31 protein-coding genes, 1 tRNA gene and 1 pseudogene are annotated in these 26792 nt (G+C 69.0%); 21 read left to right on the plus strand and 12 right to left on the minus strand.

Annotation, left to right across the window (positions count from 1 at the left end; all coding sequences use genetic code 11):
• The 3 genes from F8271_RS15700 to F8271_RS15710 all read right to left on the minus strand — a co-directional run.
• On the minus strand, positions 1-1123 hold a 1123-nt coding region (locus F8271_RS15700), incomplete at its 3' end, for a serine/threonine-protein kinase (RefSeq protein WP_151490516.1).
• A gap of 90 nt (positions 1124-1213) precedes the next feature.
• Positions 1214-1981, minus strand: a complete 768-nt coding sequence (locus F8271_RS15705; protein ID WP_151490517.1) for an enoyl-CoA hydratase/isomerase family protein — start codon at positions 1979-1981, stop codon at positions 1214-1216.
• A 201-nt stretch (positions 1982-2182) separates the two neighbouring features.
• On the minus strand, positions 2183-4555 hold the full coding sequence (locus tag F8271_RS15710; RefSeq protein WP_151490518.1) for a M4 family metallopeptidase: 2373 nt from the start codon (positions 4553-4555) through the stop codon (positions 2183-2185).
• 209 nt (positions 4556-4764) lie between these two features.
• On the opposite strand from F8271_RS15710, the gene F8271_RS32410 reads away from it, so the two are divergent.
• On the plus strand, positions 4765-5256 hold the full coding sequence (locus F8271_RS32410) for a protealysin inhibitor emfourin (protein WP_192580307.1): 492 nt from the start codon (positions 4765-4767) through the stop codon (positions 5254-5256).
• Between the two features lie 10 nt (positions 5257-5266).
• On the opposite strand, the gene F8271_RS15720 is transcribed toward F8271_RS32410, so the two are convergent.
• The 3 genes from F8271_RS15720 to F8271_RS15730 form a co-directional block, all read right to left on the minus strand.
• Entirely contained in the window at positions 5267-5911 is a 645-nt protein-coding gene (locus F8271_RS15720; protein ID WP_151490520.1) for a histidine phosphatase family protein, read from the minus strand.
• A gap of 71 nt (positions 5912-5982) precedes the next feature.
• Positions 5983-6402 (minus strand): VOC family protein, encoded by a 420-nt coding sequence (locus F8271_RS15725; protein WP_151490521.1) that lies wholly within the window; start codon positions 6400-6402, stop codon positions 5983-5985.
• Between the two features lie 35 nt (positions 6403-6437).
• Entirely contained in the window at positions 6438-6839 is a 402-nt protein-coding gene (locus F8271_RS15730) for a helix-turn-helix domain-containing protein (RefSeq protein WP_151490522.1), read from the minus strand.
• A 608-nt stretch (positions 6840-7447) separates the two neighbouring features.
• On the opposite strand from F8271_RS15730, the gene F8271_RS15735 reads away from it, so the two are divergent.
• Positions 7448-8404, plus strand: a complete 957-nt coding sequence (locus F8271_RS15735) for a hypothetical protein (RefSeq protein ID WP_151490523.1) — start codon at positions 7448-7450, stop codon at positions 8402-8404.
• Positions 8405-8637: 233 nt separating this feature from the next.
• On the opposite strand, the gene F8271_RS15740 is transcribed toward F8271_RS15735, so the two are convergent.
• Positions 8638-9222 carry a hypothetical protein gene (locus F8271_RS15740; protein WP_151490524.1) on the minus strand — a complete coding sequence of 195 codons (585 nt, stop codon included), beginning with the start codon at positions 9220-9222 and terminating at the stop codon, positions 8638-8640.
• Between the two features lie 639 nt (positions 9223-9861).
• On the opposite strand from F8271_RS15740, the gene F8271_RS15745 reads away from it, so the two are divergent.
• On the plus strand, positions 9862-10425 hold the full coding sequence (locus tag F8271_RS15745; protein WP_151490525.1) for an HD domain-containing protein: 564 nt from the start codon (positions 9862-9864) through the stop codon (positions 10423-10425).
• On the opposite strand, the gene F8271_RS15750 is transcribed toward F8271_RS15745, so the two are convergent.
• Together F8271_RS15750 and F8271_RS15755 are read right to left on the minus strand one after the other, a co-directional pair.
• Positions 10413-10883, minus strand: a complete 471-nt coding sequence (locus tag F8271_RS15750) for an NUDIX hydrolase (protein WP_151490526.1) — start codon at positions 10881-10883, stop codon at positions 10413-10415. The two genes, F8271_RS15745 and F8271_RS15750, sit on opposite strands and share 13 nt — an antisense overlap.
• A 4-nt stretch (positions 10884-10887) precedes the next feature.
• Entirely contained in the window at positions 10888-11646 is a 759-nt protein-coding gene (locus F8271_RS15755) for an XRE family transcriptional regulator (RefSeq protein WP_151490527.1), read from the minus strand.
• Between the two features lie 177 nt (positions 11647-11823).
• On the opposite strand from F8271_RS15755, the gene F8271_RS15760 reads away from it, so the two are divergent.
• The 14 genes from F8271_RS15760 (at position 11824) to F8271_RS15825 (ending at position 20438) form a co-directional block, all read left to right on the plus strand.
• Positions 11824-12144: a hypothetical protein gene (locus F8271_RS15760; protein ID WP_089021118.1), complete on the plus strand. Its 321-nt coding sequence runs from the start codon at positions 11824-11826 to the stop codon at positions 12142-12144.
• A 241-nt stretch (positions 12145-12385) separates the two neighbouring features.
• Complete coding sequence (locus tag F8271_RS15765; RefSeq protein ID WP_151490528.1) at positions 12386-12574, plus strand: hypothetical protein; 189 nt, start codon at positions 12386-12388, stop codon at positions 12572-12574.
• Between the two features lie 114 nt (positions 12575-12688).
• Positions 12689-13624 (plus strand): hypothetical protein, encoded by a 936-nt coding sequence (locus tag F8271_RS15770; RefSeq protein WP_151490529.1) that lies wholly within the window; start codon positions 12689-12691, stop codon positions 13622-13624.
• Between the two features lie 81 nt (positions 13625-13705).
• Complete coding sequence (locus F8271_RS15775; RefSeq protein ID WP_151490530.1) at positions 13706-14575, plus strand: FtsK/SpoIIIE domain-containing protein; 870 nt, start codon at positions 13706-13708, stop codon at positions 14573-14575.
• Positions 14572-14781: a hypothetical protein gene (locus tag F8271_RS15780; RefSeq protein WP_151490531.1), complete on the plus strand. Its 210-nt coding sequence runs from the start codon at positions 14572-14574 to the stop codon at positions 14779-14781. The genes F8271_RS15775 and F8271_RS15780 overlap by 4 nt, the downstream gene beginning before the upstream one ends.
• Positions 14782-14868: 87 nt before the next feature.
• The gene (locus F8271_RS15785) at positions 14869-15309 is read left to right on the plus strand and encodes a hypothetical protein (RefSeq protein WP_151490532.1); all 441 of its coding nucleotides are present in this window, start codon (positions 14869-14871) and stop codon (positions 15307-15309) included.
• Complete coding sequence (locus F8271_RS15790; protein WP_151490533.1) at positions 15306-15608, plus strand: hypothetical protein; 303 nt, start codon at positions 15306-15308, stop codon at positions 15606-15608. Before F8271_RS15785 ends, F8271_RS15790 begins: the two co-directional genes overlap by 4 nt.
• Entirely contained in the window at positions 15605-15802 is a 198-nt protein-coding gene (locus F8271_RS15795; RefSeq protein WP_151490534.1) for a hypothetical protein, read from the plus strand. The genes F8271_RS15790 and F8271_RS15795 overlap by 4 nt, the downstream gene beginning before the upstream one ends.
• Positions 15803-15818: 16 nt before the next feature.
• A complete protein-coding gene (locus F8271_RS15800) occupies positions 15819-16202 on the plus strand; it encodes an RRQRL motif-containing zinc-binding protein (protein WP_151490544.1) in 384 nt (127 codons plus the stop codon).
• Positions 16199-16912 carry a hypothetical protein gene (locus tag F8271_RS15805; protein WP_151490535.1) on the plus strand — a complete coding sequence of 238 codons (714 nt, stop codon included), beginning with the start codon at positions 16199-16201 and terminating at the stop codon, positions 16910-16912. Before F8271_RS15800 ends, F8271_RS15805 begins: the two co-directional genes overlap by 4 nt.
• The gene (locus F8271_RS15810; protein WP_151490536.1) at positions 16909-17175 is read left to right on the plus strand and encodes a hypothetical protein; all 267 of its coding nucleotides are present in this window, start codon (positions 16909-16911) and stop codon (positions 17173-17175) included. The genes F8271_RS15805 and F8271_RS15810 overlap by 4 nt, the downstream gene beginning before the upstream one ends.
• Complete coding sequence (locus tag F8271_RS15815; RefSeq protein ID WP_151490537.1) at positions 17175-18968, plus strand: replication initiator; 1794 nt, start codon at positions 17175-17177, stop codon at positions 18966-18968. Before F8271_RS15810 ends, F8271_RS15815 begins: the two co-directional genes overlap by 1 nt.
• Before the next feature lie 31 nt (positions 18969-18999).
• Positions 19000-19197: an excisionase family DNA-binding protein gene (locus tag F8271_RS15820; RefSeq protein WP_151490538.1), complete on the plus strand. Its 198-nt coding sequence runs from the start codon at positions 19000-19002 to the stop codon at positions 19195-19197.
• Positions 19197-20438, plus strand: coding sequence for a site-specific integrase (locus F8271_RS15825; protein WP_151490539.1), 1242 nt, complete (start codon positions 19197-19199; stop codon positions 20436-20438). Before F8271_RS15820 ends, F8271_RS15825 begins: the two co-directional genes overlap by 1 nt.
• Positions 20439-20511: 73 nt before the next feature.
• On the opposite strand, the gene F8271_RS15830 is transcribed toward F8271_RS15825, so the two are convergent.
• A tRNA-Thr gene (locus tag F8271_RS15830) sits at positions 20512-20588 on the minus strand.
• 342 nt (positions 20589-20930) lie between these two features.
• On the opposite strand from F8271_RS15830, the gene F8271_RS15835 reads away from it, so the two are divergent.
• Both F8271_RS15835 and F8271_RS15840 read left to right on the plus strand, forming a co-directional pair.
• On the plus strand, positions 20931-22022 hold the full coding sequence (locus F8271_RS15835; RefSeq protein ID WP_151490540.1) for an ABC transporter ATP-binding protein: 1092 nt from the start codon (positions 20931-20933) through the stop codon (positions 22020-22022).
• A 170-nt stretch (positions 22023-22192) separates the two neighbouring features.
• Positions 22193-22501 carry a hypothetical protein gene (locus F8271_RS15840; RefSeq protein WP_151490541.1) on the plus strand — a complete coding sequence of 103 codons (309 nt, stop codon included), beginning with the start codon at positions 22193-22195 and terminating at the stop codon, positions 22499-22501.
• Between the two features lie 51 nt (positions 22502-22552).
• On the opposite strand, the gene rlmB is transcribed toward F8271_RS15840, so the two are convergent.
• Together rlmB and cysS are read right to left on the minus strand one after the other, a co-directional pair.
• On the minus strand, positions 22553-23686 hold the full coding sequence (gene rlmB / locus F8271_RS15845) for a 23S rRNA (guanosine(2251)-2'-O)-methyltransferase RlmB (RefSeq protein WP_151490542.1): 1134 nt from the start codon (positions 23684-23686) through the stop codon (positions 22553-22555).
• Positions 23686-25101, minus strand: a complete 1416-nt coding sequence (cysS, locus tag F8271_RS15850; RefSeq protein WP_151490543.1) for a cysteine--tRNA ligase — start codon at positions 25099-25101, stop codon at positions 23686-23688. Before cysS ends, rlmB begins: the two co-directional genes overlap by 1 nt.
• Before the next feature lie 282 nt (positions 25102-25383).
• On the opposite strand from cysS, the gene F8271_RS15855 reads away from it, so the two are divergent.
• A complete protein-coding gene (locus tag F8271_RS15855; RefSeq protein WP_151490545.1) occupies positions 25384-25992 on the plus strand; it encodes an IclR family transcriptional regulator in 609 nt (202 codons plus the stop codon).
• A gap of 317 nt (positions 25993-26309) precedes the next feature.
• A pseudogene (locus F8271_RS15860) lies at positions 26310-26792 on the plus strand (hypothetical protein); the annotation flags it as partial.

The following is a 26792-nucleotide window of genomic DNA, read 5'->3' on the forward strand; positions in this document are numbered from 1 at the left end:
CGTTCCCGGCCGACGGACTGGCGGGTGCTCGGGTGTCGGCCTGGTCGGGCTGCTCAACGGTCCGTGGCAGCCCGACGGTGGTGGTGTCATCCGATCCGATGCCGGTTCGCGGGGTACCCGCGTCGTGCCGATGCGTACGGGAGTCACCGAGCGATCCGGCTGCCGCCAGGGCCGCGACCACCGCCCCCACGACCGCCAGCACGGCCCGCCGCCGTCGCCAGGAGGAGGTACGCCCCGGCTGCCCTTCGTTGTCCGTGGACCGGGCCGCGACCACGCTCGCCCCGCCCGGGGCGACCGGTCCACCCGCCGCCGGCCCGCTGGCGGCGACGCCCAGGATGCGGGCCGCCTCGGCGGCCGGTGGCCGGTCGGCGGGGTCGCCGGCCAGGCACCAGCGGTAGAGCCGGTGGATCTCCGCCGGCACGCCGTCGATCTCGGGCAGCGGGGCCGGCTCGACGTGGACGTGGGCGGGCAGCATCCCGGCCTGCGCCTCGGTGGCCGAGGGCAGCCGACCGGTGAGCGTCCGGTGCAGGAGCAGGCCGAGGGCGTACACGTCGCAGGCCGGCAACACCTCGCCGGCCGCCAGCCGCTCCGGCGCGAGGTAGGCCGGCGTACCCAGCAGCCGCCCCTCGAAGTCGACCTCCGGATCGCCGACGGCGGCCGCGATGCCGAAGTCGAGCACCTTGGCGCCGGTGGGGGTGAGCATCACGTTGCCCGGCTTGATGTCGCGGTGCACCAGCCCCTGGGCATGCGCGGCCTCCAACGCCGACGCCACCTCGGCGCAGACCCGCAGCCCGGCGAGGGGTGGCAGTGGGCCGGTGGCCAGCCGTTGTTCGAGGGTGGTGCCGCTGAGCAGCTCCAGCACCACGAACGGAACCTGCACTCCGTCGAGAAGCGACTCCCCGAAGTCGTAGACGCTGGTGACATGCGGATGCGACAACCGGCCGGCCGCCTTGGCCTCAGCCCGGATCCGCTGTCGGGCGGCGACGTCCGAGGCGACGAGCACCTTCACCGCCACGTCCCGTTCGAGCACCTCGTCGTACGCCCGGTGCACCTCGGACATGCCGCCGCTGCCGAGGCGCTCCAGGAGCCGGTAGCGGCCCGCAAGCAACCGATCACGCTGCACGACCGACAGCCTGCCGTACCACCCCGGCCCGACACCACCCGGGATCGAGGTTTCGCAATGGCTGAAACTCCGGCCGCGGTGCCTGCGCGTTCAGCCGCCGGTGGGCGCCTGCCAGGCGAAGCGGGGTGCGCGGCGCTCGGCGACGGCCGCCACGCCCTCCCGGGCCTCACCGCTGTCCGCGACCTTGCGGTGCCACCAGGCGATCCGCGCCGGTCCGGCCCGGTCGTCGATGATCTCCTTGGCCGCGGCGATGCTCAGCGGCGAGCGCTGGGCGATCGTGGCGGTGAGGTCGTCCAGCCGCGCGGCGAGCCGGTCGCCCGGCAGCACCTCGTCGACCAGGCCGATCCGCAGGGCACGTTCGGCGTCGATCAGCTCGGCGGTGAACAGCAGGTGCTTCGCCGCGGACGGACCGACCAGCCGGGACAGCCGCCGGGTGGTCGGCGCCGGGTAGACCAGCCCGAGCCGGGCCGGGGGTACGCCGAACCGGGCGTCGTCGGCGGCGATACGTAGGTCGCAGGCGACCGCGAGTTGGGCGCCACCTCCGACACAGGCGCCCCGGATGGCGGCCACGGTGGGTTTGGCGAAGCGAGCGAGCCGTTCCTCGGCGGCCACCGCGATGCTGGTGTCGCCGGCGTCCAGCAGCTCGGCCAGGTCGCCGAGATCGGCACCGGCGCAGAAGGTGTCGCCCGCTCCGGTGAGCACCACCGCCCGTACGCCTGGGTCGGGTTCCAGCCGGTCGAGCAGGTCGGGAAGCTGCCGCCACATGGCCGCGGTCATCGCGTTACGACGAGCCGGGTTGTGCATCACCACGGTCGCGACCGGTCCGGCCACCTCGACGGTCAACGTCGCGTCCGACACGTCCACCCCTTCCCGCGCCGCACGTCCGACGCCGCCGATCTGGCCCCCGGCGTCGTGCGCCGGTGCCGCGACCATAACGGCGCGAGCCGGGCGGCGATCGGTCAGGTCACACCCGGCACGGCCGTGCTGCTGACGCAGCGTGGCCCGGCGCGAGCCCGGCGGCCTCCGAGGGGAGGCCGCCGGGCCGGTGCGACGGTCAGGTCAGGAGACGGTGAGGGCGGTGTCGTCGACCACGAAGGACGTCTGCAGCGAGGCGTCCTCGGTGCCGGTGAACTTCAGGCTGACGGTCTGGCCGGCGTACGCGGCCAGGGAGAAGGACTTCTGGCTGTAGCCGGTGGCCTTGTTCAGGTTCGAGTAGGTCGCCAGCGTGGCCAGCACCGTCCCGGACGGGTTCAGCACCTGAACGCGCAGCGTGTCGTACGCGACGCTGGTGGTGGTCTCGGCCGAGTCGATGTGCAGCCAGAAGCTGACCGTGTACGACGTACAGCCCGCCGGCAGGGCCACCGACTGGGCGAGCGTGTCGGTGTGGCTGGTCCCGTACCCGTTCAGCCACGCCTTCCACGACCCGGTGCGGGCCGCCTGGCTGCTGGAGCTGGTGATGACTCCGGAGGTGGCCGTCCAACCGGTCGCGCCGGACTCGAAGCCCGGGTTGGCCAGCTTCTGCCCCGGCGCGGTGCAGCCGCCCCCGGTTCCGTTCACGGTCAACGTGTAGGTCGCGGTCCGGGTGACCGAGCCGGCGCCGTTGACGGTCACCGAGTACGTGCCGGGAGGCGTGCTCGCCGACGTGCTGATGGTGAGGGTGGACGAGCCGCCCGAGGTCACCGAGGCGGGGCTGAACGCGGCGCTCGCCCCGCTGGGCAGTCCGGACGCGGAGAACGTCACCGTCTGCGCCGAGCCGCTGGTGGTGGCGGTCGAGACGGTGGTGGAGGCCGAGCTGCCCGGGTTCACCGAGCCGGCGGTCGGCGACAGCGACACGGAGAAGTCGTTGCCGGTCGAGCAGGGCGCGTCGTTGCCGGCCACGTTCACCGCGGTCCAGGCGGCCTGCACGGTCTTGTACTCGGTGGAGCAGCTGCCGTACAGGTCGGTGGCCGCGCGCAGGCTGTAGGCCCGCGCGGTGTTCGCCGGGTTGCTGGTGTTGACGTACGCCGTGTTGGAGGTGAAGTAGACGTCCAGCGCCCGGAACCAGATCTTCTCGGCCTTGGCCCGGCCGATGCCGGTCACCGCGGGGGCGGAACCGCAGACCGGTGAGGTGCCGTACGCGGTGGCGCCGGTGCCCTCGGCGAGGTTGAAGTAGAAGTGGTTGGCGACGCCGGAGGAGTAGTGCACGTCCTTGTTCTTGGTGCTGGTGGACCAGCAGCTGTCGGACGCGCCGTCCAGCGACGGGTTGTACATGTATCGCAGCGGCGTGCCGTTGCCGTTGATGTTGATCTTCTCGCCGACCTGGTAGTCACCCGGGTCGCTCGGCGCGGCGGCGTAGAACTCCACCATGTTGCCGAAGATGTCGCTGGTGGCCTCGTTGAGGCCGCCGGACTCACCGGAGTAGACCAGGCCGGACAGCGCCTCGGTGACACCATGGCTCATCTCGTGCCCGGCCACGTCCAGCGAGACGAGCGGGCGGGAGTTGCCCGAGCCGTCGCCGTAGGTCATCTGGGACCCGTCCCAGAACGCGTTGACGTAGTTGGTGCCGTAGTGCACCCGGCTCGGCACGCCATTGCCGTTGCCGAAGATGCCGTTGCGGCCGTGCACGTTCTTGTAGTAGTCGAACGTCTTCGCGGCGCCGAAGTGGGCGTCGACGGCGGCGGACTGCCGGTTGGAGTTGGCGCCGTTGCCCCACGCGTTGTCGGCGTCGGTAAAGGTCGTGCAGGTGGACGTGCCGTTGTTCATGTCGCAGGTACGGCCGTTGCCGTGCGACGGGTCGATCATTTGGTAGGTGCTGCCGGAGAGCGTCGTGTCGATGCTGACCGTGCCGGTGTAGATGCCCTGGCCGCTGCCGACCACCGACTCGATCTCGTCGTACGACCCGACGGCCGCGCCGGTGGTGGCGTCGGTGATCACGTGCAGCCGGGACGGGGTCTGCCCGTCGGGCTGCCAGCCGCTGACCACGGTCTCCCAGGCCAGTCGGCCCGTGCCGGAGCTGGCGTCGACGAACAGTTCCGGGGCGCCCACGGCCTCGACCTTGCCGGTGAACCCGGCGCGGGCGGCCTTCTTCGCCGCGCCCGCGGTGACCTTGGCCGTGGTGGCGAGGGTCAACGGCGCGACCAGGCCGACCGAACTGCCGGCGTACGTGCCGTTCGGCGCGGTGTGGATGACGAAGTCACCGCCGTACACCCGCAGCCCTTGGTAGGTCCGGGTGTAGCGGGTGTGGGCGGCGCCGGTGACGTCCACCTTGGTGCTGTGCACCTGGTAGGACTCGGCGCTTGAACCCTGGACGGCACCGGGGTTCGTCCGTAGGACGGTTGCCGCCTGAGCCGGCGCGGGGGCGGTGGGCGGAGCCGCGTGCGCCGCGGTGGCGACACAGGTCAGCAGGCCGCTGGTGAGCAGCGCTGCGCTGACGGCGGCGATGGGTCGTTTCACATGCCCTCCTGGAAGGAGAAGAGTGTGACGGGGGTAGTCACGCATGTAGATATAGCTATGTGTTGAGCAAAAGAGAAGGCTTGGAACGCTCCCAGACATCGACACTGGCCGAACGGATGAGTGCCGTGACGAGGGAACCCACGTCCGGTGTCGTGCGTCCGACGGACATGAGACCCGCCTCGACAACCGGCGTTACCATCGCGCTCCTGGTGGCCCTCCTGTCCGGCTGCACCGGCACCGACCGGGGCGGCAGCCCCTCGAGCCAGTCACCCGGCACCCTCGGCCCGACCCCGACCGGCACGACCACCGGCACCCCGCCGACCATCGCCCCCACGATCGCTCCGACCACCCGCGCGGTGGCACCCCAGGTCATGCTGCGGCGCTCCGGCGGCTTCGCCGGGCGCGGTGACGCCGTCACCATCGAGCCCGACGGGCGGTGGACGGCCGTGGACCGGGCCGGCAGCCGGCGTACCGGCCAGCTCGGCACCGCCGACCTCGGCCGGCTGGGCGGGCTCGTCGCCGACCCCCGTCTGGCCGCCGAGGCACGCCAGACCGCCACCCCGAGCGGGTGCGCGGACGCGTTCAGCTACCGGTTGACCGTCGGCACCATCGAGACCGGGTACATCGACTGCCCCAGTGAGGTGACCCCACCACCGGCCACCCGCGCCCTGGTCGATCTGATCCTGCGGGCCACCGACTGACCGCCCGGGATCAGACCAGGTAGTCCGCCGGCAGGCCGGTGCCCCGCAGCTCCGACGGCAGGTGCGCCACATCGTTGAAGGCGACCAGGGTCGGCGGGCCCGCCGGCCCGTACCGGATCACGGTCAGCCCCGCGTTGTGCGAATTCACGCCCAGCCAGCGCCGCTCCGGCGCGTCGAGGGCCTGCCGGACCAGCCAGCCGATCAGGAAGGTGTGCGTCACGAGCAGCTCGCGAACCGGCTCGCCGCCGTCGGCTTCCGCAGCGACCGGGCCGGTGAACCGCCGCACCGCCGCCGCCGTCACGCGCGGCCCGTCGGCCCGCTCGGCCGCCGTGAACTGGGCCAGGAAACTGGCGTACGCCGGGGGAAGGCCAGCCGGATCGGTGTCGTGCGGGAGGTGGTCACCGGCCAGCTCCGTCTCGTACACCGGAACCCCCGGCAGCGACGCCGCGACCAGGCGGGCGGTCTCCGCGGCCCGGCGCAACGGCCCGTGGTGTACGGCGGTGAACGCGTGGCCCCGCAGCCGCTCGCCGAGCAACGTGGCCTGCCGCCGGCCCCGTTCCGTCAGGCCGGTGTCCGGCTCCGCGACGGCCGGCTCCCCCATCTCGGTCAGGTCCTGCTCACCGTGTCGGGCCAGATACAACAGGCGGGTGATCATGCCCCCCACCCCAACACAACGGGAGGTGCGGGGTTGACCCCGCACCTCCCGACACCGCAATAATCGGCCGGCTACGCCCGCGGGAACATCTGGCCGATGCGGATCCGGTTGCCGAACGGATCCCGGATGCCGAAGTCGATCCCGTAGGGACGCTCGGTCGGCTCGTCGGTGATCTCGACGCCCTTCGCGACGAGATCCTCGTGCGTCTTGCGCGCGTCATCGGTGGTCATGAAGAGGTACCCACCCAGGGCGCCCTTGGTGAGCAGCTCCCGGACCTGCTCGGCGGTGGCCGGGTCCAGCGCCGGCGGACCGGGCTTCTCCAACAGGATCTCGCGCTCCGGGTCGCCGGGCAGGTTGACCGTCAACCAGCGCATGAAACCGAGGTCCTGGTCGGTGTTGACCTCCATGCCGAGCTTGTTCACGTAGAAGTCGAGCGCCTCGTCCTGGTCGAGGACGTAGATCTGGGAGCGGCTGATCGCGTTCATCGTCATGCCCATGACGCTAGAGGTCTCCCCTGACCTGCTGCTTATCCAAAACTACTTGGTCGCGTCCAGGCCTTCGCGAAGCACGACGGCACGTTCGCCGGGGCGGCGCGGGAACGGCGGAAATCGGAGGGCGACTCACCCACGATCTGCCGGAACGTCCGGCTGAACGTGCCCAGACTGCTGAAGCCGACGGCGTAGCAGATGTCGGTCACGTCCCGGTCGGTCTCCACCAGCAACGCCATCGCCCGCTCCACCCGCCGACGTTGCAGGTAACGGTGCGGGGTCTCACCGAAGGTGGCCCGGAAGGTACGGATGAAATGGGACTCCGAGACGAGGGCGATCCGCGCCAGCGCCGGAATGTCCAACGGCTCGGCGTACGCCCGATCCATCGCGTCGCGGGCACGCAGCATCGCCCGGTTCGACTCCTCCACCGCGCGACTCATCGGCCCCCCGCCCTACTCCGTTCGCCACGCTCGTTCAGGCGCTCGGTGGGAACTCCCGTGAGTCCCGTTGCTGTCAACCGGTCGACGCGGGCAGCGCCGCTTGGGAATGCCTGGTGGAATTGGAGCCCCCGGCCGGGATCGAACCGGCGACATCTCGCTTACAAGCTCTGTGCACGTCGTCCGTGCTCGTCCGGGAACGGCTGCACGCTCGGAGCTTCGTCCAGGCCAGGGCTCGTCAGTGTGCTTCCGTCCGGCGCGGTTGCTGTCAGCGTTGCTGTCGACAGCGGCGAACGCCAGGGCTTCGCGGACGAGGTCGATCTGCTGGACGCCCAAGCCTGCGGCTACGTCGTATGGCCCCTGACTCCTTGACCCCCAGGCATCGATCAAGACCCGTCAACCTGCCCTAACCCGCGTGCTGGCTGGCGTCCGCGTCCTTCATCGTCCGGCAATGTCCAGACGTGTATGGCGTGATCGTCACCCAACTAGTCACTCAGGCCGGTAGACATCGTGCTCGGCGTGGGAAACCGCCAGTCCGCGTGGGAGTTCCGCTCCTCGCGCAAGTCACCTAACCTGACTGAAGTCGACCCACTGCTTGATGAAGAGGCCAAATGACTACACCCGCGCCGAACATCCCCTCGCCTGACCAAATCATCAAAGCGCTCGATCAGACAGGGTTCATCCTGGAGCATCGCGTTGCGCAAGTCCTGAGAAGCAAGGGATTTGAGACCGACTTAAATCGCCCCTTTCCTGACAGTGATTCTGGAAAGTCAAGAGAGATGGATGTCTGGGCAGGCCTGAGCTCTTTTGCCCGAAGGGATTTGCTTTCGATCTACCTCAACACCCAGGTTATTTGCGAGTGCAAGAATACAGATCAACCGTTCATCATCGTCGGCGAAGACTTGGAGCACTTTGATTCACGTGGCGGTGTCCAGGTTGCGAGTGGCTTCGATCCACTGGAATTCAATTTCGGAGGTCTTGTCGCTCAATCTCAATGGGAGCTAAAATTCGGGTCGCTTCCTGGGCAGCTAACCAAGTCCGACCTGGTTGGCCGGCAGCTCGTGCGCATGAACCGCCAAGGAAGCAACTGGCGGGCGGATAATTCATCTATTTTTGATAGCATTGTTTATCCGCTTGCGAAAGCCGCGAAATACCTTGCTGAGGGCTTCTCAGAGCCTGACCCTACGGAGATATCTGCAGATTTCGGCTTCTTTCACCTAGTCTTGGTAACTAGCGGTTCTATATTTTCCGTCAACATTAAGGCGGAGGAGCCGGAAGTTAGTGCCTGCAGTTGGGGTTCGCTAACTCGGACATTCCAAGCAGGCGACCTTCAAGGGTCTTATATTTTTGATGTGGTGAGCTTCCCCCACTTAAGCGAATACCTTGACGCGCGAGTTATCAATATCCACAACAGCGCTCTACAAAAAATACGCGAAAATATGCATTTGTTCGACCCAGAATGGCTCCTCGCCAATCATGGAAAGCCTGAGCAGGAACAAGAGTTTGAAGCTTGGCTTGGGCTATATAAGGCTTATCGTGAGGAACGCCTTGTTAGCCGCAAACAGTAAATATTGCAAGCCATCCATCCCGATGCTCCTATGGACGTCAACCCCGACTCCTTGACCCCCAGGCAACCGACACGGAGCGATGACCTGCTGCTTCAGACGCGTTGAACTGCCGGACAGGTCCTCCGGCGTCCATGCACGTCCGTCGGCGTCCGACTCGATGGTCACCCAGTTAGTCACCCAGGTCTGGACGCTCAGGCCATCTATCTCGGTAGAAGATCCGCCGCAGATTGCACTCATACTGGCCGGCGACCGAGGGGCAGTGAAAGCTCATTCATCTTGCCTTGAACCTTCTTAAGCCATAGCGATAGAGCATCCCCGAAGTCATCGGACCAACGGCACTGCGGGCAATTAAGATTTGGATAGTTCTTCGCGATTGACTGCCAATTATTCCCGAAGGTAACGTACCCAAAAAGGCTTTCCAGTTCCTCGTTCTCGTCTTCCGACAGCAGCGGACCAAACTCCGCCTGAATGAAGTCGAGCTGTCGCCGCCAGTCGTTGATTTGTTGCAGCTCAACAAGCGAGGGCGGCAGCGCCGGCAAGTCGTCCTCTTTCTGGTGATGGCGCTCGAAGTAATGATCCTCACTCATCCCTCGGACCTCATGCAGCATCTGCAATAGACGCTTGCTAAGTGCGGTGGCCGCAGCAAGCTGCTGTTCGCGATAGGCGGATTCCGCAGAATGGCGACGGTCGGCTTCTATCTGTATGTGCGCGACCTGCATCACCGCCCGGACTTGCGCCCTGGCAGCTAACGCTGTGAATGCGCCTCCAACGGCAGCACCAACGAGGCCACTGAGCACCCCAGATATAAATTCGCTCACAGAAGCATGTTCCCAGGCTGACGCAAGCACCAAAGGCTGCCATCCCGTCTGCCGCCGACCCGCCCTCCTGGGGAGCGGGCCGCCGACCGGCCCGCCACGTCAAGCGGACCTTGACGCACGTACGGACGCTGGCGGGCCGGTTGGTGGTCTGCTCGGCTCGCCCGGGTCGACGGCTGGCGGGATGGCTCAGCGCAACCACCCACGGACCGCAACCCGCCGACGGACCCCCGACCATCTCGGAGTCGTTGCGCCCCCGCCGGAGGCGCGGTAACCGCGACCAGCTCGCCGCCGCGACCGCCGCGTGGACCCGGCGTGCCCTTCCCTGCGCCGCGCCGATCGGGCGCGGTGCCCGGCCGGCTGCCGGCCCACCAACATCAACCACCCTCGGCACCACCGTCAGCGGCGGCCCCGGGCTTCCCGCTCTCCGCGCCAGCCGCCGGGCGTTCTGCGTGGCCGGAGTCGGAGCGCCAGCGGAGCGACGGACGCGCGCCCAGGCGGCGGCGCGTGCGGCCCGTCTCGGGCCGCCTTGAAGACGTACAGAAACTTTGAACCACTTCGCCGGCAGCCCGGCCGCCCTCGCGTCGTCGGTCGGCTGGTCACGGGATAGCGATCAGGGTGGAGGCTCCGTACCCTGGCGACATGGCCGCCCTCGTCGACACCGCTCGGGAAGTTGCTAAACACCTGCTAGAGACGCCGTTGCCCCGTCGATGGAGTCACGTTCAGGCGGTCGCTGCCAAGGCGGACCGGATCAGCGAAGCAGTTCCGAGCGAGGATCGTGAGGTACTCGTAGCGGCAGCCTGGCTACACGACGTGGGTTACAGCCCCGACCTGGTCGACACCGGCTTTCACTCGCTCGATGGTGGCCGCTGGCTGCGCCGTGAGCGCTTCAACGAGCGGATTGCCGCCCTAGTCGCTCATCACTCCTGTGCGTGGCTGGAAGCCGACGAACGTGGGCTCGGTGACGTCCTGGCGACCGAGTTCCCTCGGGAGGAAACAGCGGTGACCGATGCTCTCTGCTGCGCGGACATGACGACCGGGCCGGATGGTCAAGACTTCGAGGTGTTGGACCGGCTGGCAGAGATTCGGTCGCGGTACGGGCCGGAGCACCTGGTGACCCGGTTCATCGGCCGGGCGGAACCGGAGATGGTCGCTGCTGTGCAGCGGACTCAACGCCGGCTCGCCGGCGTCCGTCAGCCGATGTAGGGCTTGCCCCGGTCCTCGTAGCCGTGGGTGATGCGAAGCAGGGTCGACGGGTGGATGTCGAGCGCCGCCAGCTCGTCGCGTGCCACCCATCGGACAGCATGCGACTCGTCGCTTGGCCTCCGTGTACCGCCGATCGGTGCGGCGCGGAAGCAGAGCGAGAACTGTTGCCGCACCTCGCCGTCTGAGTACTCGATGACGTGGCCCGGGTCGGAGTACACGCCGACCATCCCGGTGACCTCGACGACGATGCCGGTCTCCTCGCGGGTTTCCCGCACCGCCGTTTCTGCGACCGACTCGCCGATCTCCTGACCCCCTCCGGGTAGGGACCACAGCCCGTTGTCGGTGCGCTGGATCAGTAGAACCCGCTCGTGTTCGTCGTGCACGAAGACGGATACGGCCACAACGATGCTGTTGGCCTTCGGGGCGTTCGGGTCGTGGTAGTGCTCGGTTCTCGCCATGCCTTCAGGCTGCCACCTCGTCGACAGACCGGGGCTTCGAGGCACCCAGAACGCGATCGAAGCTGTCGGAGTAGGTGCGGAACAGGTCACCACCGTTGAGCTTGCGTAGGTGCATCACAGGCGCGTGGGGTGCGGGAAAGCCGAGAACGTGCATGTTCACCAACATCTCGTCATCGAAGCGGTAGATCGAGTTGTAGAGGGTCGTGTCGTGGTAGAGCACCTTCACCCCTGGTGCACCGTTGAGGCGGTTGTAGTACTGCTGCACCTGCCGGATCTTCGCGGCCATCACACCGGGCGTGCCTTCCTCGACGCTCCTCCGTTCGATGGCAGGGCTGGTCGGATCACCGAGCAGGATTTTCACCTCAACTCCGTCAACACCCTTTTGACGCAGGACATCGACAAGCCTCGGGTCCTGCTCCAGGAGAAACAGGCCGGCGTAGGCGAGCACGTCGATGCGCTGCGTGGCCCGTTCGATCAGCCGACGCCACAGGTCGTACGGCACCGACGATCGCCGCGAGTAGAGCTGGATCATCTCGTTCTGCCCGATCTGCGCCGCCTTCTCCGGGGTGACCGCGTCGGGCCACAGGTACGGCACGTCTTCCCGCACCATGGCAGCGATGGCGTGCCGGTGACGCGGGTACGGCGTCCGGTCCTGCGTGATCCACCGCTCGACGGTCTTCGCGTCGACCCCGATCTTCTCGGCCACAGCAACCGGGGTCAGGCCGTTACGCAGGATCGCATCACGTAGCCGCTCGTTCGGCATCCGACACTCCTCAAGGGACAACTAGGGACGAGTTCAGGTTAGCCGAGACGTCCCATAGTCGTCCAGCCCATCGGATGGGTCGTCCTACGGAAAACGGGAGCCTCATCCGCAGAGGCCACGAGCAACAGTCCACCGGGGACTAGCTCAATTCCTGGCCGAAGACACAGGAGGTTTGTTGTGAAGCTGTACGTGGACACCCAGAGCAAGCAGGTTCAGGTGACGAAGGACCCGGAGCCGAAGAACGACCAGAACGGCAATCAGCGGTCGGAGAAGAACACTGGCCGGCTCATGTGGTCGACCCAGGTCTTCGTTCTCGACGAGACTGGCGGCGAGATCATCACCATCACCACGGCGGGAGAGAAGCCGGGCGTGACGGTGGGACAGCTCGTCGCTGTCGAGCAGTTGGAGGCCATTCCGTGGGCGACCAACGGGCGTAACGGCGTTGCGTTCCGTGCGATCTCGCTGAAGCCGAAGGCTGGTAACTCGGCGGCCAAGTAGGTCCCTCGCTCACCGCGCTGTGTGAGCCTCTGGTGTCTGACGCACGAAGCGGCCTGATGGTCCGCTGAACTGATCACCCTGCGGTCCGGGAGTGTTTCTGGCTCCTACATTCCCGGCCCGGCAACCGTTTGGGTTGCCACCTCTCATGGCGCGGGGCCGGTACTGGCTTTCCGCCTACCGGCCTCGTGCCGATTTCCCAAATCCTTCCGGCCCTTTTGCCGGCCTTCCAAGGAGGAACACCATGTTCCGCTACTACGTGACCTTTTTCCACACCACCACCGATGGTGTTCAGGTCGAGTACTTCGAGTACCAGCCTGCCAGCCCGATCGGAGGCTACGACGACATTGCCCGACTGACCGATCTCATTCGCGGCTGGGGCCGCACGCAGGTCACCGTCTTGGGCTTCTCACCCTTGGCCGACGAGAAGTAGACCAACCTCGAACGCCGACAGATCCGGAAATCGAGCACGGGGCCGGTACTGGCTCCTACACCTGCCGACCCCGCGCTCTCCAACCCATCCACCCCATCACTGGGAGGACGTGTCATGTCCAAGTCTAGCCCTCGCCGGTTCGCCGGCAGGTCAACCGGAACGGTGACGGTCATCGAGGCCAAAGTCCACCGCTCCTCCGCACGTAACGCCAAGATGGCGTTCATCCTCACGGCGGTCATCGTCGGCCTTCTGGCGGCTGTGGTGGCCGCTTCCTACATTCACCCGATCCTCGCCGTCTTCGTCGGCGCGTTCATCGGCGCACCGACGGGTGCCGCCGTCTGGCTGCTCGTGCGCATCTGGCCGGTGATCCGGCTGCTGTGGTGGTGGACCCCGGAAACCATCCTCGGTGTCCTGCTGCTCACCGCGTGGGTGCAGCTCGCCAACCACACCCCAACCCTGGTGACCCTGCTCGTGGTCGCCCTGGTCGTCGGCGTTCCCGCCGCCATCCGCCCGATTCGCCGCAAGGTCATCGCCTGGACCTGGTGCCTGATCGTCCGGCACCGGCTGCGCGTGTGCTTCGCGCAGTTCATCATTGCCAACCAGTCCGGCAGTCTGCCGCTGATCCTGTGGGCTCGTCCCACCCCCGTCGGCGAGCGGGTCTGGGTCTACCTCCGGCCTGGCCTCTCGGCCAAGGACCTGGAGGGCCGCCTCGACAAGATCGCGGTTACCTGCCACGCCTCCACCGTGCTCATCGAGCGCGCCTCCGAGAACAACGCCGCCTACCTGCGGTTCGACATCAAACGCCGTGAGGTGCTGACCGCCCACGTCAGTTCCCCACTGGTCGACGTCATCGACCCGACCGCCCCCGTCTCGGCATCGCCGCTGACGGTCCCCACCGCCCTGGACCTGCCGGACGTCGACGCTCCGACGATCACCCTGCCCAACCAGGGCAAGCCGGCGAAGCAGCCAACCACCACCGCCAACGGCAGCAAGCCTGCGGCTTCGTCTGCGTCATCCGCGCCGGACGACGACACCTCCGACTGGATCTGACCCAACCCAACCCGGACGCGAGGAGCCATGACGGCTCGTTCGTGTGGCTTCTCGCGCCCACAACGCCCAGGAGGGCACCTCATGACCACCACGATTCCCACCACCGCCGACGCGGTACCGGTGGCTCCTGGCCTGTCGATGTTTGACCCCATCTTCATCGGGATCGACGAATTCGGCCAGCCCGTCTACCTCGACGTCATCTACCGCAACCTCCTTACCGCTGGCGAACCCGGCGGCGGTAAGTCCGGCCTCATCAACAACATCTGCGGCCACGCCGCCCTGTGCGACAACACCCGCCTCGTGCTCTTCGACGCCAAACTCGTCGAGCTCGGCCCGTGGCGCGATCTCGCTGACGCCTTCATCGGCCCTGACATCGATCAGGGGATTGAGGTGCTGCGTCGCCTCCTGGTGGTCGCCACCAACCGCTATGCCTGGCTCCTTGCCAACCGGCGCCGCAAGCTCGCCGACGGCGACGGCATGTCCGTCATCGTCACCATCATCGACGAACTCGCCATGTTCTCCACGGTGCTCGGCACCAAGCAGCAACAGGAAGAGTTCTCCACCCTCCTGCGAGGGCTCGTCTCCCTCGGCCGGGCCTGCGGCATGCCCGTCATCGCCGCCACCCAGCGTCCCTCGTGGGACATCATCCCCGCCTCGCTGCGGGATCTGTTCGGCTACCGGGCCGCGTTCCGCTGCACCTCGCTGAACAGCTCGAACATCATCCTCGGTCAGGGCTGGGCCGAGCAGGGCTACACCGCCTCCGACATCAGCCCCACCAACCAGGGCGCGGCCTACCTCCTAGCCGAAGGCGGTGTTCCCCGCCGCATCAAGGCTGCCTACCTGACCGATACCGACATCTACAACATCGCCGACTACGCCGCTTGGACCCGTCGCTCCACCAACAACGCCGTTCTGGGCGTCAACCCCACCGAGTGGGAGAAGGCGGCATGACCACCCGCGAACGTGCCTACGCCAAGGCCAACAACCAGCGGGCCGCCCAGTTCACCGAACTGTGGGTCATCGGCCGTCCCGAGGACATCGCCGCCATGATCCGCGTCGCCGGCATGTCCGGCCGACTCGTCTACGTGTCCTCGCCGACCCCGATGGGCGGCGACGACACCCGCCACCGCCGCTACCTGCGGCTACGCACCACCTGAAACGGCCGACAGGACCGGACCACGCCTGGCAGCACATGCCGGTCCCGCCGACCTCACCAACCGCCCTACCGAAAGGACGTGGTTGCCATGAAGGCTACCCAAAACCAACCCGCACAGGTCCAGGTCACGCCTGCTGATCTGCTGCGGATGGCTGCCCTCTACCTGCGCCGGCACGGCTGGCACCAGGGCACCTACTACGCCAAGACCCCCGACACCCTCACCCCGCCGGCCTGCGCCGCCGGGGCCATCGGCATCGCCTGCGCCGGATACCGCGTCGAGCACTTCTCCCAACTCGACCCCGACGCCCTCGCCGACTACCTCGCCGCCCTGGGCGTGTTCGTCGACTACCTCGACACCACCGCCCCGGTCTTCTTCATCGACGAAGACGGCTACCTCCTCGACGAGCACACCTCCCCCTACTCGTGGAACGACGACCCGGCCCGCACCGCCGAGCAGGTCATCACCGCCCTTGAGACGGCTGCCACCCATTGGGACTCCCTCCGCAACGCGGAAGGGGAGACGCGATGAACACCGTCAAGCCGTCCTTGACGCCCAACCTGCCCCGACAGCGACGTCGGGACGTCGTCGAGAACGACGCCTTCGCCGCGTTCGCTCGGCGCATCATCCGCGCCCATGGCCGTCGCGTCGCCACCGGCGACGTCGAAGCACTCCGCGACCTCGTCGCCCTCTCCTCCGTCATCGACGATGCGATCGGTGAGGCCGTGATCGGCCTGCGGGCGTTCGGCTACTCCTGGGCCGAGATCGGCACCCGCCTTGGCATCTCCCGCCAAGCCGCCCAGCAGCGCTGGGGCGGTGACAAGTCATGAGTGACTTCGACCGCCAGCAGGCCGAGTACTGGTTTGCCGAGGCGTGCAAATACGCCGCGCTCTTCGGCGGTATCCGTTCCTGGGTCGATGCACCCAAAAACGCTCCGTTCACCTTCACCCCCGAGGACGCGTTGGCGAACATCCGCCGGCTTCTCGACGAGCACCGCGCTACGGCGGTGAGTACCCGTGACTGACCTGCGCGCCGTCGATCTGGACAACCTGGCCGAGCGGACCGGTATCCGGGTGGAGTTCTACGACCCGCTCGGCACTCGCTACGGGTTCCCCACCTTCCCCTACCACTGCGCCCCCACCGGCCTGGCCACCCTGCGGCAGCTGCGCGCCGCCGGCCTCCGCCCCGGAGGACACGACCCCGTCGCGCAGATCTATTGGCGACACCGCAGCACCCGGCGCATCGCCTACCTCTACCGCACCGACCTCGCCGCACCCAAGCGCACCGCCACTCCCGCACAGCGGAAGGCCATCGCCAAAGCCCTTCTCGCCCGCCGGACCTGCCGGCACTGCGAGCAGGTGAAGCCCTACTACATCCCCCGCCGCTACGGCTGCTGCCTCGACTGCCACGGAGGCCACCAATGACCACCACCGCTCCGGCCAGCGCCGGCACCCGTCTGGAGGGCCTGGTCCTGGTCCTCATCCTCATCGCCGTCGGCGGTTCCGCCGGTGCCGCGTCGTTCACTCACGTTCACGACTGGACCATGAACAACAGCCCGGACAACACCCCGGGTTGGTTCGGCTGGGCCAATGCCGTCATCTCCGAACTCGTCCCGATCGCCGCCCTTCTGACCATCCGGCGTCGCCGCCGGACCGGCGCACCCATCGGCTACCCGATGGTCCTGCTCATCGCCGCCGCCGGTCTCTCCCTCGCCGCGCAACTCGCGGTTGCCAAGCCCGGCCCGTCCGGGTGGCTTCTGTCGGCGGTTCCCGCGCTGGCGTTCATGGCCCTGGTCAAACTCGTCCTCGCCCCCGCAAAGGCGGAAACCATCGCCACCGCCCCGGCCACCGCGCCGGTTGAGCCGATCCGTGTCCAGGTGGCCGAGCAGGTCACCACCGAACCCCCGGCCGCCATTTCCCACGCCCCGGCTGTCACGCCGGAACCCGTCACCGCGCCGGCCTTCGAGCCGGTCGACGTTCCCGCCCACCTGCTGCCCACTGCCCGCTTCGCGGCCGTGCAGCACGAACAGGCCACCGGCCACCCCATCACGGCGGACGAGCTGGCCGACCGGCTCGACATCACCCCAGCCATCGCCGGACAACTCCTGGCCACCATCGGCGGCGGTGTCCGATGACCATCGTCTTGGTCGACATCGAGCAGGTCACCCACACCTGCCCCGCCTTCGGTGACGCGCACCCGTTCGACACTCGCCGGACCGTTGTCGACGTCATCCCCGGTGGTCCCTGTCGGGCACCGGTCACCATCCGCTGCGGTAACACCACCGCTTCTATCCCGTGCCGCCGGCACGAACCGGCCAAGCGCCAGTGCGGCGCATGCCGGGTCATCGTCACCGAACACACCATTACCACCCGCCACCTCGACGAGGTACGCGGCTGATGGCCTCGACGCTGGACCTCACACCCCGGACCGCTCTGGCCCGGGGTGTGGGCTCGAACGCCGACACCCTCCCCGTCTACGACTACACCGCCGAAGGGTCCGCCTTCACCCGCGCCACCCAACCCGACTACTTCGGCTGGCTGGAGCACGTCCGCGCCGCCGCCGGCTGCACCCGCCCCATCCGCCTCGCCGGCAGCCTCTACACCGTCGAGCAGTCGACCGGCCGTGTCCTGGAGCAGCGGCACACCGACGCCATGCCCGACGCCGCGATCTACACCGCCTGCGGCAACCGCCGCGCCACCGTCTGCCCGTCCTGCGCGCAGACCTACCAACGCGACGCCTTCCAACTGCTGCGCGCCGGCCTCGTCGGCGGCAAAGGCGTCCCCGACTCGGTCGCCTCGCACCCTGCCGTCTTCGCCACGTTCACCGCCCCCTCGTTCGGGACGGTTCACGCACGGGTGGTCAAGCGGCACACCTGCCGTAACCGCCGTCGCTGCGACTGCCGCGCTGAACCCTGCCACGCTCGCCGCGACGCTGGCCTGTGTGAGCACGGGCGTCCCGCCGTGTGCTGGGCCAGGCACGAAGCCGGAGACACCGCGCTCGGGCATCCGCTGTGCCTCGACTGCTACGACCATGACCACCAGGTCGTGTGGAACGTCTTCTCCGGCGAACTGTGGCACCGCACCAAGCAAGCCGCGGAACGATGGCTCGCCAAGCTCGCCCGCCGCCGCGGCATTCCCCGCGTCGACGTCGTCACCGCCTCCGGCAACATCCGCAAGGTCTCGCCGGTCCGGCTCTCACCGGGCAAGGTTGCCGAACTCCAAGCGCGCGGAGCGGTGCACTTCCACGCCATTGCCCGCCTCGACGGCGTCGACGGCCAGGACCCCGACGCCGTCGTACCCCCACCCGCCGGGTTCGGCGTCGACGAGCTGGTCGACGCGCTCCGGTACGCCGCCCGACACGTCACCTTCCACACCCCGACCCACCCGGACCGGCCCGAAGGCTGGCCGATCACCTGGGGCGAGCAAGTCGACCTGGAACCCATCACCACCGACGGCACGGGCGACGTCACTGACGGAATGGTCGCGGGTTACCTTGCCAAGTACGCCACCAAGAGCACCGAGGCCACCGGGCACACCTCCACCCGCCTCACCGCCGATTCGATCGGGGACTACGCCGACCCCGACGGCGACCACACCGCCCGCCTCATCGACGCCTGCTGGCGCATCGGCCGACCCACCGGCACTCCCATCCCCCTGTCCGAGCGGCCCCGGGAACCACGGCCACGGCCCGGCTTCGTCGACCGCTGGGAGTGCCCCGACTGCGGCACCCACACCCGCTACACCGCCTGCCCCGTCTGCATCGCCCAGCGTCAAGCCGCCCTTGACACCAAACCGGCCAGCAGACCACAGGCCACCATCCCCTACCCCCGGCTACGCCGGTGGGCGCACATGCTCGGCTACGGCGGCCACTTCCTCACCAAAAGCCGCCGCTACTCGGTGACCTTCCAACTCCTGCGCGACACCCGCGTCACCTTCCGCCGCCACGAACACGACCACCAGGGCGACGAGCAGTCCACCACCCTTCGCGCCGTCGACCACCTCGACGAAGGCGACACCACCCTCATCGTCGGCACCCTCACCTTTGCCGGCGTCGGCTGGCACACCACCGGAGACGCACTCCTCGCTAACACCGCTGCCGCCATGGCACGAGAGCGACGAACCACCGGCCGCGAGGAACTCGCCCACGAACTCAGCACCACCCCGACCGGCACCGCGCCGGTCGCCGCTTAACCCCTCCACGCCGCACGAGGAAGGCCAACCGATGGACGCCCCCACTCCGATCACTCCTCGCGTGCTGCGCGTGGAGCAAGCCGCTCAAGCGCTCGGCATCGGCCGCTCGCTCGTCTACGACCTGATCCGCTCCGGTCGCCTCCGCTCCTTCAAGGTCGGAAGCCGCCGACTCATCCCCGCCACCGCCATCGATGACGTCATCACCACGCTCACGGAAGAAGCCGCCTGATGCCCAGAGAGCCCAAGCAACGCCAGTCCGCCGCCCGCCGCAACCCCAACGGCGAAGGCTCGATCTACCAGCGGTCCAGCGACGGTCGCTGGGTCGGGCAGGCGTACGTGCTCACCACAGACGGCACCCGTAAGCGCAAGTTCGTCTACGGCGCGACCTGGGAAGAAGCTCACACCAAGCTCGTCGACCTGAAATCCCGCTCGCAGCGAGGCATCCCGGTCCCCGACCGGGCCTGGAAGCTGGCCGACTATCTGCCGTACTGGCTGGCCGCCTACGTCAGCGACCTCAAGCCCACCACGGCCCGGGGTTACGAAAGCGCGGTACGGCTGCACATCGTTCCGGCCCTCGGCACCAAGCGTCTCGACGGGTTGCAGGTCCAACACGTCAAGGCGTTCATGGACGAGTTCCGCCGTAAGTGCCTCTGCTGCACCAACGGTCTCGACAAAATCCGGCCGGCTGAACGCCGTTGCTGCTCGGTCGGCCGCTGCTGCCAGCACTACCCGAGCGCTCGCCAGATCCAGTTCGTGCACGCCGTGCTTCGCAACGCGCTGCAACACGCCATGCGGGAAGAGTTGGTGTCACGCAACGTCGCCAAGCTGGTCCGCATCCCGTCGCCTCGCTACAAGGTCGGCAAAGGGCTCTCCGTTGACCAAGTACGCAAGATCCTGGACACCGCGACGGGCCACCGGCTCCACGCTCTCTACGTCGTGGCGGCGACCATGGGCCTTCGTCGAGGTGAGCTGGTCGGCCTCCGTTGGTCGGATCTCGACCTGGACGAGGGCACGCTACGGGTGCAGCAGACCGTGCAGCGGGTCGCCGGGAAGCTCCACGTCCAGGACGCCAAGACCGAGGACTCAGAGGCGGTGTTGCCGCTACCCGAGGTCACTTGGTTGACGCTGCTCGAACACCAGGAGCGGCAGCAGAGCGAGCGGGAAGCGCTGGCAGAGGTGTGGGAGGAACACGATCTCGTGTTTCCCTCGGAGCGGGGCACACCGATGGAGCCCACCAACCTCAGCCGCTCCTTCGCCCGGCTCCGGGAAACCGCCGGACTGCCTGGTGTCCGCCTGCACGACCTACGGCACACCGTGGTTTCGCTGCTGATGGAGCTGGGCGTTCCGCCGCACGTCGTCCAGGCCATCGCCCGGCACGCCGACGTGAAGATCACCCTCAAGGTCTACGCTCACGCCAACCTCGACGCGATGCGCCAGGCGCTCGGCAAGCTCGACGGGAAGCTCTCGTGAGCGCTGTTGCTGTCAGCGTTGCTGTCAACCGGCCGACTCGTGGCAGTGCCCAGCGGGAAAAGCCTTGTGAAATTGGAGCCCCCGGCCGGGATCGAACCGGCGACATCTCGCTTACAAGGCGAGTGCTCTGGCCAGCTGAGCTACAGGGGCGCGTGTGTCGTGGTCAGCATAGCGAGTGACGTCCGGGTATCCCGCTCGCGAGGGCTCCCGAGCACGGGAAACGTCAACAACCCGACGCCCGGGGGTTTCCCGGGGCGTCGATTGATGTCCGACCGTGCCCGAGTGACCGGAATGCGTAGACGGTCTGGCGCGTTCGATGATCCCCCGCCTTGGCAGCGCGGGGAAACCCGTTTACGGTTCAGTCACACGGACGACAACCCGGGCCGCCCCCGCGACCGGGCCGCCGTCCGCTGACCGGCGCGGACACGTGCCGGTCGCTCCTTCACTCGGATCGTCCGGCACGTTCCTGCCGGTGAAAGGAAGCGCTTCACCATGGCTACGGTCACCTATTCCAAGGCGTCCCGGATCTACCCGGGCACCGAGCGTCCCGCCGTCAACGAGCTGGACCTCGAGATCGGCGACGGCGAGTTCCTCGTCCTGGTCGGCCCCTCCGGTTGCGGCAAGTCCACCAGCCTGCGGATGCTCGCCGGCCTGGAGGACGTCGACGCGGGCTCGATCTACATCGACCAGCGCGACGTGACCCACCTCCCCCCGAAGGCCCGCGACATCGCGATGGTCTTCCAGAACTACGCCCTCTACCCGCACATGACGGTGTACGAGAACATGGCGTTCGCCCTCAAGCTGCGCAAGACCTCGAAGTCGGAGATCGACCGTCGGGTCAAGGAGGCCGCCGGGCTGCTCCAGCTGGAGGAGTACCTCAGCCGCAAGCCGAAGGCGCTCTCCGGTGGTCAGCGTCAGCGTGTGGCGATGGGCCGCGCGATCGTCCGCGAGCCGCAGGTCTTCCTCATGGACGAGCCGCTGTCGAACCTCGACGCCAAGCTGCGCGTGCAGACCCGTACGCAGATCGCGTCGCTGCAGGCCAAGCTGGGCGTCACCACGGTCTACGTCACGCACGACCAGGTCGAGGCCATGACCATGGGTCACCGGGTCGCGGTGCTGCTCGACGGTGTCCTCCAGCAGGTGGACACCCCGCGGGCGCTCTACGACACCCCGGCCAACGTGTTCGTCGCCGGCTTCATGGGCTCTCCCGCCATGAACATCAAGACCGTTTCGCTGAACGAGCAGGGTGCCGAGTTCGCCGAGCTGCAGATCCCGCTCACCCGTGAGCAGGTCGCGGCGGCTCGCGCCGAGGGTGGCGACGGCAAGGTGACGGTGGGCTTCCGCCCGGAGGACTGCGACCTGGTCAGCCCGACCGAGGGCGGCATGCCGGTCGTCGTCGAACTGGTCGAGGACCTCGGCTCGGACGCCAACGTCTACGGCCACGCCGCGCTGGGTGGCAACTCGGAGCGCTTCGTCGTCCGCACCGACCGGCGCAGCATGCCGAACATGGGTGACACCGTGTTCGTCAAGCCGCGCACCGGCCGCAGCCACGTCTTCCACGCCGCCACGGGCAGCCGGATCTGACGTAACGCCGTACCGGAAAGGGGTGGTCCGCTTCGGCGGGCCGCCCCTTTTCGTCATACCGGCGGTGGGTTCTCACCCTGTGGTGCCAGCACGGAGATGGCTCTGCGGGGTGACCCGGCTGGGCCGTGCGCGCTCGTACCGTCACGGCACGCCGAACCCGAGGAGACGCCGTGACCGCCACCGCTCACCCGATCAGCCGTTCCGGGCCGTACCGGATCGCCCGCCTGGCCGGGCGCAGCCTCGCCTACTGCGCGACGCTGGTGCCGGTCGCCCTGCTGGCGCTGGTGACCGCCCCGCTGGGCGGAGCCGGTAGCGCCGCCGCGCGCTGGCGTGCCCTGCGTACCGGACTGCTCGCGATGCCGCCGACACCCGCGCCCGGCCGGCGACCCGGCCCGGCCGCGGTGCTCGGCCACGCCCTGCTCAGCCTGCTCCTCGGTCTGGTGGCGCTGCTCTTCGTCGCGTGGACCCACCAGATTTGACGACGAGGGCCCCCTCCCGCGAACGGCGGGAAGGGGCCCTCGTCGATGTCGTTACAGGTCGACGGCGCGCCGACGGGCCACCTCGGCCAGGGTGACCGCGGCGGCCACGCTGGCGTTGAGCGACTCCACCTCGGAGATCATCGGGATGCTGACGGTCAGGTCGCAGGTCTCCCCGACCAGCCGGGACAGCCCGCGCCCCTCGGAGCCGACCACCACCACCAGCGGACCGACGGCGGCCTCCAGGTCGTACAGGTCGGTGTCGCCGTCGGCGTCCAGGCCGACCACCATGAAGCCGGCGTCGCGGCACGCCTTCAACGACCGGGTCAGGTTGGTCACCTGCGCCACCGGCACCCGCGCGGCCGCGCCGGCGCTGGTCCGCCAGGCGGTCGCGGTGATCCCGGCGGCCCGCCGCTCGGGTACGAAGACACCCTGCGCGCCGAACGCGGCGGCCGAACGGATCACCGCACCCAGGTTGCGCGGGTCGGTGACCCCGTCCAGTGCGACCAGCAGCGGTGCCTGCTGCTCCAGGGCGGCGGCGACCATGTCCTCGAACGGCTGGTACGCGAAGGGCGGCACCTGCAACCCGACACCCTGGTGCAGCACTCCACCGGTCATCCGGTCCAGCTCGGCGCGGCTGATCTCCAGGTTGGCGATGCCCCGGTCGGCGGCCGTCCGGATGATCTCGTTGATCCGGTCGTCCATGTCGATGCCCTGAGCGGTGTAGAGCGCCGTCGCCGGCACCTGGGCGCGCAGTGCCTCCAGCACCGGGTTACGCCCGACCAGCAGCTCCGGGGTGTCCTTGGAGGGGTTCGACTTGCGCCCCGGCGTGACCCGCGGGCCACCGGTCCGGCCGGCGGGCCGGCCGCCCCGACCGGCAGAACCACCCCGACTGGCCGGTACGCCCCGACCGCCACCCTTGCCCCAGGTGGTGTCCTTGCTGCCCGGCTGACCGATCTTCGGGGCACGCCCCTCCTCGGCCGCCGCCCGGCGCTCCTTGTCCTGCTTCCAGGCCGTCCGCTGAGGCAGCTTCTCGGTGCCCGAGTAGCCCTTGTGCCACGGTCGTTCGTCGGCGGGCAGGGTGCGTCCCCGCCCGGCGAGGGAGTCCTTGTTCTTGCCGCCGGAGCCCTTGGGGGCACCCGCCTTCGGCGTCAGTCGCCGGCCACGGCGCTGCGAGTTGCCGGCCATCAGTCCTGCTCTCCAATAGTCCAACGGGGGCCCTGGGGGGTGTCCTCGACCACCACGCCGGCCAGCTTGAGCTGGTCGCGTACCGCGTCGGCGGCGGCCCAGTCCTTGCGGCCCCGGGCCTGCGCGCGCTGCTCCAGGGCCAGCGCGATCAGGGAGTCCACCACGGCACGCAGATCATCCGGGCGGCCGCCACCGGTCCAGGCCGGGTCGAGGGGGTCGATCCCGAGGATATCCAGCATTGCCCGCACCACGGCCAGGGTGGTGCGGACGGTCACATCGTCACCGGCGCTCAGCGCGGTGTTGCCGTCCCGGAGGTGCTGTTGCAGCACGGCCAGGGCGGCGGACGTGTTGAGGTCGTCGTCCATGGCGGCGACGAAGCCGGCCGGAAGCTCACCGAGCTGCCCGGCACCGACCCGCTCGACGGCCCGCTGCACGAAACCCTCGATCCGGCGGTACGCGGTGGCCGCCTCGCGGAGCGAATCCTCCGAGTAGTCGATCACCGAACGGTAGTGGGCGGCGGCGTAGTAGTAGCGCAGCTCCACCGGCCGCACCCCCAGCGAGTCCACGTACGCCAGGCCCAACGCGTTGCCCGCCGACTTGCCCATCTTGGCCCCGCCGATGCTGAGCAGCCCGTGATGCACCCAGTAGCGGGCGAACGGCAACCCGGCCGCCTGGGACTGGGCGATCTCGTTCTCGTGGTGCGGGAACGTCAGGTCCAGGCCACCGCCGTGGATGTCGAACTCCGGGCCCAGGTACCGCCAGCACATCGCCGAGCACTCGATGTGCCAGCCCGGCCGGCCCAGCCCCCACGGCGACGGCCAGTAGGCGTCCGCCGGCTCGTCCGGCTTGGCGCCCTTCCACAGCGCGAAGTCGCGCGGATCCCGCTTACCCCGGTCGGGGGCGTCGCCGGCCGACTGCATGGCGTCCGGGGACTGACCCGACAACGATCCGTACGCCGGCCAGGACGCCACGTCGAAATAGACGTCACCGGAGCCGTCGGTGGCCGGGTACGCGTGCCCATCGGTGATCAACTTGGCGATCAGCTCGTGCATTTCCGGGATGTGCCCGGTGGCGCGCGGCTCGTACGTCGGCGGCAGCACGTTCAACGCCCGGTACGACTCGGCGAGGATCAACTCGTTGGCGTACGCGATCGACCAGAACGGCCGGCCCTGCTCGCCCGCCTTGACCAGGATCTTGTCGTCGATGTCGGTCAGGTTGCGGATGAACGTGACCTCGTAGCCGGCCGCCAGCAGCCAGCGGCGCAGCACGTCATAGTTGACGCCGGAGCGAAGGTGACCGATGTGCGGCGGAGCCTGGAGGGTGAGACCACACAGGTAGACCCCCACCTTGCCGGCTTCCCGCGGGACAAAGTCCCGCACCGATCGGGTGGCGGTGTCATACATGCGTAGCGTCACCGTACAAGGGTAGCCGTCCACGCCTGTCCGGGTCCGCCGGTGCCGGGTCGTACGCTGCCAGGCGTGGATGCGACCGCACGCTCCGGTGAGCCACCCGCCCGCACCAGCGCCTCCGCCGATGCCGTCGCGGGCCGGGCCGACACGGGCGCCGGCCCGGACGACGCTGTCGCCAGCCCGGTCGACACGGCCGCTGCCCCGGTCGACGCCGTTGCGGGCCGGGGCGACGCGGGCGCCGGCCCGGTCGACGCGGGCGCCGGGCGGGGTGGGGAGACGGCGCAGACCCTGGACCGGGGGTTGCGGCTGCTGCACCTGGTCGCCGACGCGCCGGGCGGGCTGACCGTCACCGAGGCCGCGACCCGGCTGAAGATCGGCCGGGCTGCCGTGTACCGACTGGTCGGCCCGCTGACCGGGCACGGGATGCTGCGCCGCGACGCCGACGGGCGGCTCCGCCTCGGCGCCGGAGTGCTGCACCTGGCCCGGCGCGCCCAACCGCTGCTCGCCGAGGGTGCCCTGCCGGCCCTGCGTCGGCTCGCCGAGCAGGCCGGCGCGACCGCGCACCTGACCGTGGTCGAGGGCGGCGAGGGCGTCGCCCTGGCCGTGGTCGAGCCGAGCTGGACGTCGTTCCACGTCGCGTACCGGACCGGGGCGCGGCATCCGTTGGATCGGGGAGCCGCGGGACGGGCCATCCTCGCCGGCCGGACCGGGGTGGCGGAGGCGGTGAGCAGCAGCGGCGAGTTGCAGTCCGGGGCGTACGGGGTGGCCGCGCCGGTGCTCGGCGTACCCGGGCTGGAGGCGAGCGTCGGCGTGGTCGCGCTCGCCCCACTGGACGTCGACCTGATCGGCCCGCAGGTGCTGGCCGCCGCCGACACCGTCGCCACCGCCCTGCGCTGACCGCCCCGCCCGCCGGCCGCGCGCCCGCCGCGCGCCAGCCCGCCGCGCGCCAGCCCACCGCGCGCCCAACCCGCCGCGCGGCCAGCCCGCCGCGCGGCCAGCCCGCCTCCCGCGCTTGATCGACTCGGGTTCATGGAAGACGCGGCATCCCGGCGCTCACGACAGCACGACTTCCATGAACGCGAGTGGATCACCGCCGGTGCCATACCACGATCGGCGGGCCGGCCCGCGGTTGTCCACAGGGGCCGGCGGACGGCTCGGGCCGGGTTGTCCACAGGGGTTTCGGCGGTCGACCGGCAGCCGGCACGCTGCTCGACATGCCACCTCGTCCGCACCGACCCGATGCCCTGACCTGGCAGGTCTTCCGCGGCTCCGACGCCGTCCGGGACGGCCTTCTCACCGAGCACCAGTTGCGTAGCGCCGCCTGGGTGCGGCTGCGCCACGACATCTACGCCGACGCACGGCTGGAACGGGACCACGCCCTGGCCTGTCGTGCCACCCTCCTCCGACTACCGCCAGGCGTGCTGGTCGGCGGCCCGTCGGCCGCCTACCTGCACGGCATCGAACACGCCGCGTCCTTCACCGACGACGTGCACGTCCTGGTGCCCCGGCAGTTGCGAGTGGGCGCACAGCGTGGCCTCCGCGTACACGTCAACGCCTTCACCCCGCTCTCGGACCCGGAGCCGAGTCACCCGGCCGAGATCCTCTCGGTCGCGGGCGCTCCGACCGGCGCGCCCCACCCGACCGGCGCAGGCCACCCGACCGGCGCAGGCCACCCGACCGGCGCGGGCCACCCGACC

This window comes from Micromonospora sp. ALFpr18c, from assembly GCF_008868155.1.
GTDB lineage: Bacteria > Actinomycetota > Actinomycetes > Mycobacteriales > Micromonosporaceae > Micromonospora.